This window comes from Enterobacter sp. BIGb0383 (assembly GCF_003751845.1).
Taxonomy (GTDB): Bacteria; Pseudomonadota; Gammaproteobacteria; order Enterobacterales; family Enterobacteriaceae; genus BIGb0383.
Genome location: NZ_RJKQ01000002.1, coordinates 1193080 through 1208195 on the forward strand (window position 1 = coordinate 1193080; position 15116 = coordinate 1208195).

Sequence of the window (15116 nt, forward strand, 5' to 3'; positions counted from 1 at the left end):
GCCCTACGGAGTGAAGAGATGATTGCCGTACTTTTTGAAGCACAAGCCCGCCCCGACGCGCAGGCGCGTTACTTCCAGATCGCCGCTGAGCTGGGACCTTTACTGGCCGACGTGCCGGGATTTATCGCCATTGAGCGCTTTCAAAGCCTGAGCGCCCCGGGCAAGATCCTGTCGCTTTCCTGGTGGGAAGACGAGGCCGCCGTGGCCCGCTGGAAAGGTAACCTGATGCATCAGGCCGCGCAGCAGGAAGGAAAGACCTCGATTTTTTCATTTTACCGGATACGCGTCGCCCGCGTGTTCAGGGATTACACATCGGATAAGGAGACCCACCACCATGTATGATATTCATATTGTTCTCGGCCATGCGCCCGGATCGCTTGCCGCACTCGGTAAACTGCTGGGCCGCAACGGCGTCGGTCTGGAGGGCGGAGGCGTATTTTCGACGCCGGAAGGCGGGCACGCGCATTTCCTGGTGGAGGACGGTGAAAAAGCCCTTCAGGTGCTGGCCGATGCCGGTTTCAATGTTAAAAACGTCTGCCGCCCGCTGATCAGAAAGCTTCCTCAAAAACGCCCCGGTGAGCTGGGCGACATCGCGGAGGCGATTGCCCAAAGCGGCATTCGCATCCTGGTACAGTACAGCGATCACAGTAACCGGCTGATCCTTCTTACGGAAGATGACGTCCGGGCAGGTGAAGTGACGCGCCAATGGGAAATCACAGCGGAATGAGTCTTCTGACAACCGATGATGACAAGGAGCCACAGGGTTCCCTGGAAAAAGCGATGTCCTCCGTCGCCGCCGCGATATCTGACCCGTCCCGGGTCAGTATCCTCTGCGCCCTTATGGATGGCCGGGCCTGGACCGCGACCGAACTCAGTGCCGTCGCCGGGATCGCACCATCCACCACCAGCGGGCACCTGACGCGACTGCTCAACAACGGGTTGATTCGCTGCCTTTCTCAGGGACGGCACCGCTATTACAGCCTGGCCGGGCATGAGATCGCCGGACTGCTGGAAAATCTGATGGGCATCTCCATGCGCCCCAGTCGGACGCCAGCGACCCGTACACCCCGCCATCTCCGCCATGCCCGGACCTGTTATGACCATCTGGCCGGGGAGGTCGCCGTGAAGATTTACGCCTTTATGCTGGATGAAAAATGGCTGACCGCCGACGGAACCGCGCTGACGCCGCTGGGCAAAACGCACTTTCAGGATCTCGGCGCAGCCCTTGATCCGCGCCCACGTCGCAAAGCCTGCTGCCCCTGTCTGGACTGGAGCGAACGACGCTTCCACCTGGGCGGCGATGCCGGTTCAGCCCTGCTGACGCTGCTGGAGCAAAAGGGCTGGATAGAGCGAACCCCGGGGTATCGGGAGGTCAGCATCACCGACGGCGGCAGGCGCGCCCTGCAGCGCCTGTTCCGGCTGGATATCGACTAAAGGAATAGCAGAGAACCAACAAGGAGGAAATATGGAATTTCAGGAAAACCCACGCGGACGATTATTCACCTTCAGGGACGCGATAACCCTGCTGCGTCCGATCCTTTGCCACATAAAACGCCTGTACCGACGCGTGGCAAGGCGCAATCGCCGCTAACTGTCTCTCAGCCCGCAGCCTGCGGGCGATTCGCTTCGTCGTATGCCGTCTGCGCCGCCAGCACCGCATCCATATTATGTTCCACCCAGTGGGCCAGGACCGACACCGTCTCGGTCAGGGTGCGGCCCAGCGGGGTCAGGCTGTACTCCACCGCCACCGGCACCGTATAGAACACCTCTCTGGCGATAATGCCGTCGCGCTCCAGCTTGCGCAGCGTCTGGGTTAACACCTTCTGCGTGATCTGGCGGATATCGCGCTTCAGGCCGTTAAAACGCATCGGCCCGTTCTCCAGACGCGCCAGTACCAGCAGCGCCCACTTATCCGCCAGACGCGCCAGCATATCGCGCGTCGGACAGCGGTTATCGTAAATATCGTACGGCATAAACGGCTTTGTCATGACGGCCAACTCTCTTAGCAGGTTTCCTTGAGGATACGTAGTGCCCTCCGGGTGCCTTCTTTCGCAAGCCGGACGGGCCGTGTATAACCCTGAGCAAGGTTTCTATTTGATACTAAGGCGCCAGAAATGGCAAAAACTCTCGCCGCCCGCCAGGGCTTTTAAGGAAAAAGGCATGATCGCTTCGCTAAATAACGCATTTATTCGCGCCACCAGCCACCCGGATTTTGGCAAGCTGCTGCTGCGCCTCACCTTTGGTATTCTGATGCTGTTCCACGGCGTGGCGAAGATTGAGCACGGCGTCGACTGGATCGCCGCTATGCTGATTGCCAAAGGGCTGCCGGGCTTTATCGCCTACGGCGTCTTTGTCGGGGAAATTATTACGCCGGTGCTGATTATTATCGGCCTCTTCACCCGCCAGGCGGCGTTTATCTATGCGTTTAACCTGCTGGTCGCCACGCTGCTGGTCGGGATGGATAAATTCTTCACCCTGACTAAAGTTGGCGCGTGGGGTCTGGAAAACGAAGCCCTCTATTTCCTCGGCGGGCTGTGCATCATGTTCCTCGGCGCGGGCAAATACGCCCTCTTCGGCGGAAAAGAAAAGTAAGCAGTCAATTCATCAACGGAGAGACAAAATGACAACTGTTGTGGTGTATTACTCAGGTTATGGCCATACCAAAGTCGTGGCGGAGCGAGTCGCCGAAGGGGCAAACGCCAGCCTTATCGCCATCGATAACAACGGCGATATCCAGGAAAGCGACTGGCAGCAGCTTAACGAAGCGAAAACCATTATCTTCGGCGCACCGACCTATATGGGCGGCGTTCCGTGGCAGTTTAAGAAGTTTGCCGACGCCACCTCCAAACCCTGGTTCAGCCGCGCCTGGCAGGACAAACTCTTCGCCGGGTTCAGCAACAGCGCCAGCCTGAACGGCGACAAGCAGGTCTCCCTCCAGTATCTGCAGACCCTCGCCTCCCAGCACGGCGGGATCTGGATTAGCCTCGGGATGCTGCCGGCCAACACCCAGGCGGCCACCCGTCAGGATCTCAACAACCTCGGCGGCTCCGTCGGGCTGCTGGTCCAGTCCCCGTCCGATGCGGGCGTCGAGGCGATGGCCTCCGGCGACCTGGACACGGCGGTGAAATTTGGCGAGCGGATTGCGGCGGTGAGCGCGCGGTTTAACTAAAGCCGATCAGGCCGGGGAAACCCGGCTTTTTTATGCCCGGAAAAACATACCTGATGGCGATTGTGACGGGTAAATGGATATCAGAGTCTGCACTGTAAAACCTGTATAGATTGGAGTACCCTCACTGACATTGATATTTTATAGGCAATGACCAAAGAGCTCATATGGACATGACCCCTCACCCGAGTAATATCCTTCGTGCCTGGCAACGCATTGAGTTTTTCCAGCCATACCCTCTTGAAAAAAAAGATAAAAGCCTGCGTATCCCAATGAGCCAGCTTTTACGCGCGGGTGATAACGCCCTCCCCTGGCTTTCCGCAGAGTTACGTCAGCTATATGAAATCCCGCCCAAAGCGTCGTTTACGCTGCATATTGGCTTGTTTGAGAAAAGCATCGCCAATGCCATTAGCCTTCGCGTATTTGGCCCAAACGAAGGGCATGATGAACAAGAGTGTGAACAGCGTCTGAACCAGGAAGGAACAACCTGTTTTGCTAAGCTGCAGCTGGATAAGGAAGGTGCACCGATAGTGGATACATTCTCGGTCAGCTCACTTCCCTGGGCGCTGGGTCATCTGGATAAACAACGATTTCAACAGCTGGAATCCGGCATATTTGCAGCTGATTGTATGCACCTTGCGAATACGTTTAAAAATTTCTCGATCACCTTAAAGCCGGCTCGTGAAAAAGGTCCCAGGGTACTCCGGGCCAGCGATATTCTGACACTATTAACGACGCATTTAACCGAATGGGCAGATTTTTCGCCAGAATGGCAGTGCGCTTTGCAAATCGACTGGTTTGGTGGCAGCAGAGACACCAACGTTTCCCCTCAGGAAGAAGAGAGTGAAGAGGAAGAGAGCCTGAGCGAGGGTGAAAAAGCCCTGGCGCTTCCCATATTGAATAGCTTCTACTTTGAGGACCTGGAAAAAACCATCAGGACTTTTCATATTGAGAAGCCTGAAGCTCTCACGGCGTACCTTTCGCAGCCTGTACCCAGGCAGACGGACCTCTACTCGTCGGAAGGGCTCAGCGCCATTATTGATAAGTTACATCCTGATAAGATGCCCATGGGGCGCTGGCCTGCTGAACCTGAGCATGCCATGTCGCTTATGCAGCAATTTGCGATCAATACGGCGATAGAAGAGCTCGCGGAGGGGGGATTACTCTCAGTAAATGGACCTCCGGGGACGGGCAAAACGACCCTACTCCGCGACCTGGTGGCCAATAATGTTGTTGAACGCGCAAAAATACTTTGTGAATTCAATAATGTCGATGCCACGCTGGATCGCGAAGGTTTTATCGTTTCCCGGCTCACCGGCTATGAAATGATTGTTGCATCGTCAAACAATGCCGCAGTGGAAAATATATCCAGGGAGTTACCGCAAAAGAAATCCCTTGCGGAAGAATTCCGCTCTCTTGATTATCTTGCACCAACAGCAAATCAAATCGCAGCAGAACGCCTTGCCAAAGATGCCCAAAAAAGAGGTAAAAATGGCGAAGACAAAGAGCGCGATTACCATCTTTTTCGCCCTCTGGAGGAAGAAAAACAGTGCTGGGGTTTAATTTCAGCCGCCCTGGGGAAAAAAGCAAACCGCGAACAGTTCGCGCAGCGACTGCTGATTAATGAACATTTCCTGCGTAAAACACCCGCTGAAGACGCCCGCCCTGCTAATGAAAACTTTCTCACTCTGTGGCGCTGGAAAGAGTTACATCGCGCAACCTCTTTTGCCGCAGCGAAAATGCATTTTAAGGATTGCCTGAAACAGGTTGAAGACCTGCAAAATCAGTTAAAAACCTTTGCCAACTTGCTGAATAAACACTCGGAAACCTCACGCGAAACGCTGTTACTCAATCTGGCGCAGACGGAAACGTTACGCGCCGAATATCATGAAAAACTGTTGCAGGCTGAGGCGGAACGAGATGTGGTTGCGGCCCAGGTGCAATACAGCGCGCAGCAGTTAAAAGCGCTGGAAGAAAACGCCCCTGGCTGGCTGTCCGTTCTGCTAAAACGGCAAAAATATCGTACCTATCAGGAACAGCTACGTACGCTCCGGCAGCTCCAGTTAACACAAACGCGGGAGCTGACGCAGAAGACACAGCACGTTGCAGCTCAACGTGAGTGTCTTAATGAGACAGAAGCCCGTAAACGCAGTCTCCAGCAGGATATCGAACACATTGCCCATGAAAATCAGACCCTGCTGGCGCTGAAAAAGCAGTTTTCAGGTATGGCATTACCCGATAGCGGGAAAGCAATCAACGATCCGGACTTACAGCGCCGCGCATTCTGGCAAAACGCAGACATAAACCGCCTGCGTTCCAGACTGTTTGTAGCGGCAATTGAATTACATCAGGCCTGGCTTTATGAGGCGATGGGGATCGAGCGTTTCAGAAATAATATCTACAGGTTAGGCAATTTTTTAAGCCAACCTCATTTAGAAACCCGTCCGTTACGCTGGTGGCAAACATTATCGATGTTTGTTCCGGTCCTCTCGACAACCTTCGCCTCCGTCGGACGCATGTTACAGGGTGTCAAAGGAGAAGAGCTGGGGTGGCTTATGATCGATGAAGCCGGTCAGGCATCCCCACAACAGGCCGTCGGCGCTATCTGGCGCGCAAAGCGCGTATTAGTCGTCGGCGATCCATTACAGATTGAACCCGTCTTCACGGCCTCTCCTGCCCTGGTAAAACGTCTTTGTCAGGATGTCCTGCATGAACATGCTAATGACTGGGATCCGGCAACGTTATCCGTACAGCAAATCGCCGACCGCGCCAACCGCTGGGGCTGTGAACTGGAAGTCATGAATATCAATATCAGGGTTGGCATTCCCCTGTGGGTACATCGCCGCTGTATTGAACCGATGTTCAGCCTGGCCAATAAGATGGCCTATAACAACCGAATGATTCATGGCCTTGATGCAGAAAAAATCCGGAGCCAGCCTGTCACTGCACAACTGGAGAACCACTGGCTGATATCAGCAGGTGGACAGGGCAGCAAACAGTACCGTGACAGCCATGGTATCAGCCTGCTGGCGTTAATAGACCTCCTGCTATCAGAGCAGGTCGCGCTGCAGTCAATTTACGTTATCACTCCGTTTAAAGCCGTTAAGTCGGCGCTATCAGAACTTATCGCGCAACGCAGTCTGAAAGAGTGGCAGCGCTACGCGCCGCTGCTAAAAAGTAAACACATCAACGAATGGAAAAAGCGCGGTATCGGCACCGTCCATACCTTCCAGGGTAAAGAGAACGACATTGTTATTTTTGTACTTGGGTGCGATGAACAGAATAGCGGTGGGGCAATATGGGCGTCCAGCAAACCCAATCTCCTGAACGTCGCCCTCACCCGGGCCAAAAAGCATTTTTTTGTTATTGGCGATCCGCGCGTATGGCAGAGCCTGTCTGGGTTTGAAGACGTGGCAAAAATCCTGCCACAAAAACGCGTTCCTGGCGTGATTACGCTGCCTGAAAGCAGGGTTGACGTTCTGTAAGTGATGCGATGCTAAGGGCATAAACAGCCCTTAGCGTCGTTGTAATGCCTAATCAATCAGGAAAACGGCTTAAGCAGTTCCGCAAAAACAACGGTGCACAATACGCAGTAGATCACCACCCAGAGCAGCGAAAACCAGGCGAAATTCAGCCAGACCATCATCCCCCACGGGCTGGAGAAAATACGGCTCATCACGATCCCCGGCTTGCGGATAAGGGGAACATTCTTCGGCCACGCCGCCCAGAACACAATCATCACTAACAGCATATAAATCACCGCGACCAGCGCCAGTGGCCCGTGTCCGGTCGCTGGCACGGAGAGGGCTGCCGCGCCCATCAGCCCGCCAAAGAAGAGCAGTATCACCCCGACAGAGAAGAGACACTCCGCCACCAGGAAGCGCCCGAGCAGTTTCGGTCTCGACTCAAGCCCCATCATGATGGCATCGCTGACGTAGAGGTAAAACAGCACTATCGCGACGGCCACAGCGCCAACCGCCGTACTGACCTCAGAGAGCTTCAGCACGCCATTAAATACCACGTACCAGAACCCCAGCAGAAAAATTCCCTGCCAGCTCAGCGCCATCCTCGGCTGCTGCAAAAACGCCAGCAGGGTCGGGTTCAGCTCCGAAGCCATTTCCGGGTAGTAGTAGAGGATCTCATTAACCTGCCGGGAGAGCCGGGTGATAGCGCCCGGCACCAGACGTAGCCAGAACGGGACGGTCTGCCGCTCGCTTCGCATCAGTCTCAGTGCGATCCGGTTCAGAATGGAGCCGTGCTTCTCATCAATGTCCATCTGCCTGCGGGCGCGTGCCAGCTCGGTCTCCCGGAGCTGGTTTTGCAGCGCATACTGGATATGCTGGGGGATAATATGGCTGTTGTCGTAGTCCTCCAGCCGCCACTCCAGCATCCCCGCTACGCGTTCCAGCAGCCCCTCCGTCAGCCCGGGCTCTTCCGCCAGGGCGGAGGCCAGATCCTGATGAAAACGCTGCTGCTGCCCCAGACTTCCCCTGTCGGCGATTGCCGACCAGAGTTGAGTTAGCCGGATAATGCCCGTCATTTCGGTGGCGACCAGCTGGCTCGCCAGGGCCTGGATATCGCTTTCACTATAAAAAACGGTCGTCTCCGGCAGCGTCTCCACAGGTTCCGGCGGCAAAAGCGAAACAACCGCATCATGCTCTTCCGGCTCCGGCTCCGGCTCCGGCTCCGGCTCCGACGTCAGCAGTATCTCGTCTTCAACAAAAACAAGGTCGTTGCTCGCCCACTGTTTCGCCTCATCGAAGGCTTCGCGTAATGCCTGATACCCGGCGGGATCGCGGTCCGGACGGCACACTTTCAGCCGTCGCGCATAGGCCCGGCGGATTTCTGACTCATCGCGGGTGGGGGCAATCTCCAGAGTTTGCCAGATACTCATAGCAGATCCCCCGCCTCATAGCGTTCGAGGAACTGCTCAACCTGCTGCCGCAGCGTGGCAATACGGCGGAGATCCTGGCTGTCCAGCGCCTGCTCAAACGCGGTCAGGCCCTGATCTAACCAGACCCGCTCCTCGCCCAGAAGACGCTCATACAGACGCGAACAGCGCGCCAGCAGAGCCTGGTTCTCAGGCCTGTCCCGGGGATGCTGTTTCAGATCGGCCAGACGACGCAGGCTTTCGGCGATCTGCTCCTCGCTCATCTGCCCCGGTACTTTCTCAATCACCAGGCGCGACACCGCCGGACTGCCCTGATGGTGGCACTCCACTTCCAGCAGCCCGTCCAGGGTGTAGGTGAAACGCACATCGAGCAGCACCTCGCCCGCAGGCCGGGGCGGAACATCGATACGCATCTCCCCGAGGAAGACGTTATCCTGCACCTTCCGCCCTTCACCCTGATAAATTTTTAGCAGGACGTGAGTCTGGTTATCCTCAACGGTATTCACCGTCTCGGTCTTACTCACCGGCAGAAACGTATTGCGCTCAATCAGCGGCAGGAAAAAGCCCGACTCCAGCTGGCTCTGATGACGTTTGGCCACCTCCAGCCCCAGTGAGAACGGCATCACATCGGTGAGGATAATATCCTCCACGGCGGCGTCCGACATCACCATCCCGGCCTGCACGCCCGCCCCGAGCGCGACGGCTTCATCGGGATTCAGGTCGTGACGCGGGAAGCGCCCGAACAGCCGGGCCACGGTCTGCCGGACCAGCGGCATCCGCGTCGCGCCGCCCACCAGCAGAATATGGTCGAGATCGTGCAGCGAAAAACGCGCATCGTGCAGGGCCTGCTGCACCGGACGCTGCAGCCGCGTCAGCAGCGCCTTACAGCAGGCGGCAAGCTGCTCCTCATCCATCCGCCAGTGCCAGCTCTGGTTGTTCCACTCCAGCGTCGCTTCCGCCTCAGGATGATGGCTCAGGGCCTGCTTGATACCGTCGGCTTTCGCCAGCAGCTCCGCCCTGACGGACAAAGAGGCGGCCTTCAGTTCAGGATGCTGAGCCAGCATCCACTGCAGGATCGCCTCTGAAAAATCATCCCCGCCCAGCCGCACGTCCCCGCTGCTGGCCCGGACCTCCACCACCCCTTCAAACATATCGATAATCGACACGTCGAAGGTGCCGCCCCCGAGATCGAAGGTGAGGTACTTCTGCTCGCGGTTCTCCAGCAGACCAAAGGCCAGCGACGCCGCGGTCGGCTCATTCAGCAGGCGGGCCACGCTTAACCCCGCCAGCCTGGCAGCGTTCTTCACCGCCCGGCGCTGAACGTCGTTAAAATAGGCCGGAACGGTAATCACCGCCTCCGTTAACGCCTGCCCCAGCCAGGCCTGAGCGTCCTCTTTTAGCTGGCGCAGCAGCAGGGCGGATAACTCCTCCGCCCGAAACAGCTGCGACCCCAGAGAGAGCTGAACGGCGGTGCCCATATAGCGCTTAAAGCTGGCCACCGTCATCTGCGGATGGCTCTGTAAACGATCCCGGGCCGCACGCCCCACGAGGATCTCGCCCTCGTCACCCAGCCCCACCACCGACGGCGTTAACACCTCTCCCCACTGATTGGGGATCAATACGGGCTTACCTTCCTGCAACAGGCTGACCGCACTGTTGGTTGTGCCAAGGTCGATCCCTAAAACCGGCGCCTTTGTCATTATTGTTCCTGATATCCCTGCCATAGTGCGTCGATTATACAAGAAGCGGTGTGGGGGGATCGGACGAATAAAACTGCGAAAAAAGGTAGGAGGGGGTGAACAGATGGTTGGGGGAATGCGCCCACGTACGACGGCTGATTATCCTGCTTCTGGCGTTGACCAGTCGTCCTGAATTTAGCAATGCAGCGTATCAAAACAAGGTCACCCGTTGCTGAGACAATCAGCGGAGCCGGTTTACCGTTCCGTGTAATGCCATTTTTCAGAAGTGACCGTCCGCGCACTACTTTTTGCGGACGGTCGGGTTTGGTGCAGCGACCTGTTAAACCATTTTTCGTGTGTTCCAGCTATCCGAGTGGATAATATTACCGTCCAGATAATGCCAGGTGATCTTTTCATAGCGCAGTTCCACCGCCTCCATATGATTGAACTGGCTCTTTTTCTGGTTTCTTACGTCATGCATCAAAGGAAGCACGGTAACAACCTTAACGTTCTCAAGAAGGGTATTAAAATACTCTTCTTCCTGACCTGCGTGATTGATGCGATAAAATTTCAGCTCTGCAGACTTCAGCGTCTTGCCCGTGGAGAGCGCCTGATAAAGCCATGGCGTTGACGCATCCGTCTCTTTTTCGATCAGGTAAGCAAGATGTGACCGTGTACCCGTTATTCGCCCGGTACCACTATCGGTGGGGATAGATACTCCATGATGTAGCCCCAGAATCTCAATGCTATTTTCTCGCCCGCTAATATCAACGGATCCCTTAATCCTGTTGCCTGCATCATCCGTCAGATGCATATACACCGGAATGGCCATATTAATTATCCTCATTAAATCCGTCTGACTGACCAATGGTATTGATCATTGTGTCCATACACGCTTTTCCCGCCGGGACTTTGTACAGGGCGCGAATCGCGTCGAGAACATACTGATTGAACTCGGGTTCCGACATCACGTAAAAAGGCAACCCGCATACCTGCCTGATACTCAGCGGCATCTCTCGCTCTGTCAGAATACCCAACACGCCCGCAGGATTATGAGGGATGGCAAGTGCAACCGCCGTGGTCAGGGTTTCGGAAGACGCCGCATCGGTGTCGGATGCCAGCAGTGACGCGACCTTAAGCCAGCGGTTTTCGCCCGTGGCAATCTGGCCGGTGACGTACCGCCACTCTCTTTCGTTATTCTGATAGAGCCGGGAAATAACAACGCCTGCTCCCTGCTGTTCAATCTCTTTAGTGAGCTGCTCCGCCGTCGGAGAAACGACCGCAAAGGCCAGGCAAGGGAAGAGAGAAAAGATGATAAGTAGTGTTCTCATTAGCGCACCACTAATATTGAGTCACCGCTATTGACGATCTGCTGACGTAGCGCAACGCCATCAATAATGATGCAGCCCTGAGAAGCAGTATGCTCTCCTGAGCGCCTTCCACCATGAATGCGGAAATTATCCCGCCCAAAGGTGTCAGTACCCAGAATTGGCTGCAAAACCACTGTGACGCGGGTAATGGTGTCATGTGCACCGGTAATTCGATAATGCCCTTTCGGGATGGGACCTGTGTTTCTTACTCTCTCCATCGCGGGGTTATTTTCTCCTGTACCGGCCCCGCTGTAGCCCTGCGCAAAGAACTGACCATTGTGAGTCAGAACACCCGTCTGTTGTGAATACTCCCATGACATTGGCTAAGCCCTCCCTGTTTATTGTGTTAACCCGCACTCGCTGTGCAGTAGCCGTGACGTTATCAACAACGACGAGAAGGAAAATCTGACAAGGTCACATTTTGAGCAATTGCGGAGCTTTATTAGCAGGAGATCGGGCGCGATAAGGAGCGTCAACTTAACAAGCCAGGCCTGGCTGCTCTATTTGACTGGCTTCCCAAAAAACGTATCAACCCTATAAAACCGGATGCCTTGATGGCAAACTGAGCATCATTAGCAGAGTCATCAAATAAAAAAGGAGTGCCATCATGTTCTGCCGTCATTGTGGTTATACCGTCAGGGATGAGGACAAATATTGCAATGAGTGCGGAGGTAAATTATCCGCCCCGGAAAATGGCGCGATTACGGCCGGCGACAGAAGCATCAACACGCAAAACTCAACCATCACCAACAGCAGCATTCACACAGGTGATAATTACAACAACTCCAACAATATTAATCCCGATATATTGAACCTGCGTCGGGAGTTTGTCAGGCTCCCCTGGTCAGCAGAGGGAAAGCTTGGAGAGAGCTCAGGTTTCCTGACGCTGGGCACGATTGGGAGCATCGCCAGCATTGTTGGCATCGTGCTGCCCTATCTCACCTCATTCAAATACATCCCCCACTTCCTATTTCCCGTGCTTGCGCTGTCCGTCATGATGTTATTCCTGCCGACCGTGTTAAAACGCCATCGGTTCAGCCCTTTTTTGGGATTAAAAAACCTGGAGTACGGCAAGGACGGGAAAATCTACCTGACCCGGATCAGCTGCGATTGCCCCTGGTGTGGAACGGAAATGAAATTAAGAATGGTTGGCCCTAAAGAGGACCGCTCCCAGCTTTTAATATGTCTGAGAAACCCGGGCATGCACCGTATTCTTTTTGATCCCACGGTGATGCCGGATATTGAAAAGTGAGACATGCCAGATAGCGGGAATATTGCAATAGTAAACGGGGTTTCAGCCGCGATCGATGATAAAACCCCGTCACTCAGTCAGCCCTGTCAGAACCCTTCCAGCACAATCTTACCCACCGCACGACCCGTCTCAATCTGGCGGTGCGCCTTCTGTAAATTCTCTGCCGTAATCGCGCCATAGTGCTCGCCGAGAGTGGTCTTTAGCACCCCGTCATCAATCAGGCGAGCGACACGCGTCAGGAGCTGATGCTGGGCGATCATATCCTGCGTCCCGAACATCGAGCGAGTAAACATAAACTCCCAGTGCAGGGAGATACTTTTGGTCTTCAGCGGACGGGCATCGAGGGTCTCAGGATCGTCAATCAAGGCCAGTTTCCCCTGCGGGGCCAGGGCTTCGATAATCTGCGCATAGTGCTGCGCCGTCGCGGTCAGGCTGGCGACGTGCGTTACCGACTTCACGCCAATACGCGCCAGCTCTTCAGTCAGCGGCTTGCTGTGGTCGATAACATGGTGCGCACCCAGCTCACGCACCCACTGCTGGCTTTCCGGCCTGGACGCCGTGCCGATAACAGTAAGGCCGGTCAGCCTGCTGGCAAGCTGGGTCAGAATCGACCCGACGCCACCCGCCGCACCGACAATCAGCAGCGTATCGCCCTTATTGCCGCCCTCCTTCACGCCCAGACGGTCAAACAGCAGCTCCCACGCGGTAATGGCCGTCAGCGGCAGCGCCGCCGCAGAGGCATTGTCCAGCGTCTGAGGCTTCAGGGCGACGATACGCTCATCGACCAGCTGAAACTCGCTATTGCTGCCGGGCCGACCGAGCGCCCCGGCGTACCAGACCTTATCCCCCTCGCGAAACAGCGTCACCGCCTCACCGACGGATTTCACCACCCCGACGGCATCCCAGCCCAGCACGCGCGGCTCTCCGGCGTTAAAGCCCGCACGGACTTTGGTATCGACAGGGTTAACGGAAATCGCCTGCACCTCGACAAGCAGATCGTGGCCAGCAGCAACCGGTACGGGCAGCTCGATGACGGTTAAGGACGGGATATTGCTGCCGGTTGTGGCCGGACTCGTAATGGCAATGGCTTTCATGAGCTCTCCTGATGGGGATGGATTCTGGGTTAGTGAGGATGATGGTAGGCCCGGTGGTGCGAGAGAAACAGTGGGGGGATAGGATAAGTGTTGTACGCGTGGAGGGAAAATGGGGAGCAGAAGGCAGCAGAGTTATGCCGCCTTCTGGACAGAACGTCATTCTTTCTTCACGCGCATCAGTCGTGTTCTGTCGATAAGATTGCCGCTTTCATCGTAATAGCGGCTCGGCCAGATATCGGCGGGGTCCATTTCTAGTGCCTGAGCAATTATGTGCTCACCTTTCGGCCATGGGCGAGACAGTGCGTTCGCCAGCGTGGAAGAACTCAGGCCAGCCTGCCGTGAAAGCGCTGCCATAGACATACGTTTCTTTTTGAGCCCGGCAATGATATCTGCGGGATGCATATCCGTTTTAACCATCGGGTCACTCCTGTGGTAGTAGGGGATGGTTTAAGGATTGTCGCTGGTTTGGGAGGTGGTGGATACTACGAGAAACGTAGTGTGCATAGGCATTCAATCAATGGCGGCGAAGGCCGGACTCGAATATCGCAACTATCCTTATGATATTTAGTAATTAAAGCAACTCACATTATCGGTGATAGCATCAGTCCCATTTGGTGATAATCGAACAAAGAGTATATTAATCTTGTTTGCTTACACTAACTTCGACTTTATCTATATCATAAATACTTACATTGCCTCCAGTAGCATTTATCGGTTCAAAAAGAGCAAGATTGATTCCATCGCTCACAGAACTGTTATAAAGCACTCCATGAAATCCAGTTTTCTTTATAAACTCACATATATACTGGCTTGGGATATAATCAATGGCTGCACTCTTGGGTAATACGGGTCTTGTTAGTTCGTAACCAAGTCGTTCAAGAAAAGGTATATCTGCAAGCATTTTCCCCATCTCACTTGGATCAGTTAATAAAAATGGCGAAACGGTTTCACGAGGGTTTCTGAGGTCTATTAGAGTCAAGTTATCTTTTAAATTAAAATCAGCGACGCAGGCTCTATCACCTGTATGAGGACGAATCTCAGACAAAGCCGTATCTGGATTAGAGCCAAGATATAAATATGGTATGCCTGTAGGGTTTGCTCTACCATGACTAACTGCTCTCTTGGGAGGGGCCCCCATTTTGTCTACAGTGAAGGCAATATCATCTGTAAAAATACGGGCACGATACCAAGTTTGATAAAAGTCCTCTAAAGCAAGAAAACTTAATAACTCACCAAGTCTATCAGTATCAAGTGATTTATTGAGAAAATATCTGTTCTCATACATTAGTTCCTGACAAAGATTATCCCATAATGCAAGAGATTCACTTTTATAACTATCAGAAAGTACGAAGGACTTTCTTACAACATTCCCATCATCAAGTATATCACCTAATAGTTCTTTAGCATGAGCCTCATCTAAAAGAGGATGTGAAAATAGCTTCCAATCCTCTTTCAAATGTGCAACCACACTTTTACCATCCGGATGCTGTTCATAAATGTTTATTAATGAACTAAAATGATCAAATAAAGCATAAGGCTCAATAATCTCAATGTCTTTTGTACCACAATACGAACAATCACCAAAACTAGGGGAAAGTGAAGGTATGATATTTTTCTTTAACCCTTTATCCCCAAAACAATTCGCACAGCAGTAGTTAATCATA

General features: G+C 54.1%; 17 protein-coding genes. 8 read left to right on the forward strand and 9 right to left on the reverse strand.

What is annotated here, in order from left to right; all coding sequences use genetic code 11:
• Positions 1–18 precede the first annotated feature (18 nt).
• From EDF81_RS13985 to EDF81_RS24270, 4 genes are read left to right on the forward strand one after another with little or no spacing between them, the layout of a single operon-like run.
• Positions 19–342, forward strand: a complete 324-nt coding sequence (locus EDF81_RS13985) for an antibiotic biosynthesis monooxygenase (RefSeq protein WP_123348724.1) — start codon at positions 19–21, stop codon at positions 340–342.
• Complete coding sequence (locus EDF81_RS13990; protein ID WP_123348725.1) at positions 335–727, forward strand: amino acid-binding protein; 393 nt, start codon at positions 335–337, stop codon at positions 725–727. Before EDF81_RS13985 ends, EDF81_RS13990 begins: the two co-directional genes overlap by 8 nt.
• The gene (locus EDF81_RS13995) at positions 724–1434 is read left to right on the forward strand and encodes an ArsR family transcriptional regulator (RefSeq protein ID WP_123348726.1); all 711 of its coding nucleotides are present in this window, start codon (positions 724–726) and stop codon (positions 1432–1434) included. The genes EDF81_RS13990 and EDF81_RS13995 overlap by 4 nt, the downstream gene beginning before the upstream one ends.
• Positions 1435–1465: 31 nt before the next feature.
• Positions 1466–1591, forward strand: a complete 126-nt coding sequence (locus tag EDF81_RS24270) for a hypothetical protein (RefSeq protein ID WP_260232706.1) — start codon at positions 1466–1468, stop codon at positions 1589–1591.
• Positions 1592–1598: 7 nt separating this feature from the next.
• On the opposite strand, the gene EDF81_RS14000 is transcribed toward EDF81_RS24270, so the two are convergent.
• Positions 1599–1988, reverse strand: a complete 390-nt coding sequence (locus EDF81_RS14000; protein WP_123348727.1) for a helix-turn-helix domain-containing protein — start codon at positions 1986–1988, stop codon at positions 1599–1601.
• Between the two features lie 172 nt (positions 1989–2160).
• Between EDF81_RS14000 and EDF81_RS14005 the strand changes: the two genes are divergently transcribed.
• The 3 genes from EDF81_RS14005 to EDF81_RS14015 all read left to right on the forward strand — a co-directional run bounded on the left by EDF81_RS14005 (position 2161) and on the right by EDF81_RS14015 (position 6651).
• Positions 2161–2592: a DoxX family protein gene (locus EDF81_RS14005; RefSeq protein WP_123348728.1), complete on the forward strand. Its 432-nt coding sequence runs from the start codon at positions 2161–2163 to the stop codon at positions 2590–2592.
• Between the two features lie 28 nt (positions 2593–2620).
• On the forward strand, positions 2621–3169 hold the full coding sequence (locus EDF81_RS14010) for a flavodoxin family protein (RefSeq protein ID WP_123348729.1): 549 nt from the start codon (positions 2621–2623) through the stop codon (positions 3167–3169).
• 164 nt (positions 3170–3333) lie between these two features.
• Positions 3334–6651 carry an ATP-binding protein gene (locus EDF81_RS14015; RefSeq protein ID WP_123348730.1) on the forward strand — a complete coding sequence of 1106 codons (3318 nt, stop codon included), beginning with the start codon at positions 3334–3336 and terminating at the stop codon, positions 6649–6651.
• A gap of 56 nt (positions 6652–6707) precedes the next feature.
• Here the strand turns inward: EDF81_RS14015 and EDF81_RS14020 are convergent, their stop codons facing one another.
• The 5 genes from EDF81_RS14020 to EDF81_RS14040 form a co-directional block, all read right to left on the reverse strand.
• Positions 6708–8060, reverse strand: a complete 1353-nt coding sequence (locus tag EDF81_RS14020; RefSeq protein ID WP_123348731.1) for a J domain-containing protein — start codon at positions 8058–8060, stop codon at positions 6708–6710.
• The gene (locus EDF81_RS14025) at positions 8057–9757 is read right to left on the reverse strand and encodes an Hsp70 family protein (protein ID WP_123348732.1); all 1701 of its coding nucleotides are present in this window, start codon (positions 9755–9757) and stop codon (positions 8057–8059) included. Before EDF81_RS14025 ends, EDF81_RS14020 begins: the two co-directional genes overlap by 4 nt.
• A gap of 319 nt (positions 9758–10076) precedes the next feature.
• Positions 10077–10568: a type VI secretion system tube protein TssD gene (locus EDF81_RS14030; protein ID WP_123348733.1), complete on the reverse strand. Its 492-nt coding sequence runs from the start codon at positions 10566–10568 to the stop codon at positions 10077–10079.
• A 1-nt stretch (position 10569) separates the two neighbouring features.
• On the reverse strand, positions 10570–11067 hold the full coding sequence (locus tag EDF81_RS14035) for a hypothetical protein (RefSeq protein WP_260232707.1): 498 nt from the start codon (positions 11065–11067) through the stop codon (positions 10570–10572).
• Positions 11067–11426: a tlde1 domain-containing protein gene (locus EDF81_RS14040; RefSeq protein WP_123348734.1), complete on the reverse strand. Its 360-nt coding sequence runs from the start codon at positions 11424–11426 to the stop codon at positions 11067–11069. Before EDF81_RS14040 ends, EDF81_RS14035 begins: the two co-directional genes overlap by 1 nt.
• Positions 11427–11713: 287 nt before the next feature.
• On the opposite strand from EDF81_RS14040, the gene EDF81_RS14045 reads away from it, so the two are divergent.
• A complete protein-coding gene (locus EDF81_RS14045; RefSeq protein WP_123348735.1) occupies positions 11714–12358 on the forward strand; it encodes a zinc ribbon domain-containing protein in 645 nt (214 codons plus the stop codon).
• A gap of 86 nt (positions 12359–12444) precedes the next feature.
• Here EDF81_RS14045 and EDF81_RS14050 read toward each other — a convergent pair whose 3' ends face one another.
• The 3 genes from EDF81_RS14050 to EDF81_RS14060 form a co-directional block, all read right to left on the reverse strand.
• Positions 12445–13452 carry a zinc-binding alcohol dehydrogenase family protein gene (locus tag EDF81_RS14050; RefSeq protein ID WP_123348736.1) on the reverse strand — a complete coding sequence of 336 codons (1008 nt, stop codon included), beginning with the start codon at positions 13450–13452 and terminating at the stop codon, positions 12445–12447.
• Positions 13453–13608: 156 nt separating this feature from the next.
• Complete coding sequence (locus EDF81_RS14055) at positions 13609–13869, reverse strand: helix-turn-helix transcriptional regulator (protein ID WP_123348737.1); 261 nt, start codon at positions 13867–13869, stop codon at positions 13609–13611.
• A 220-nt stretch (positions 13870–14089) separates the two neighbouring features.
• Positions 14090–15115 carry an RES domain-containing protein gene (locus EDF81_RS14060; protein ID WP_123348738.1) on the reverse strand — a complete coding sequence of 342 codons (1026 nt, stop codon included), beginning with the start codon at positions 15113–15115 and terminating at the stop codon, positions 14090–14092.
• Position 15116 lies beyond the last annotated feature (1 nt).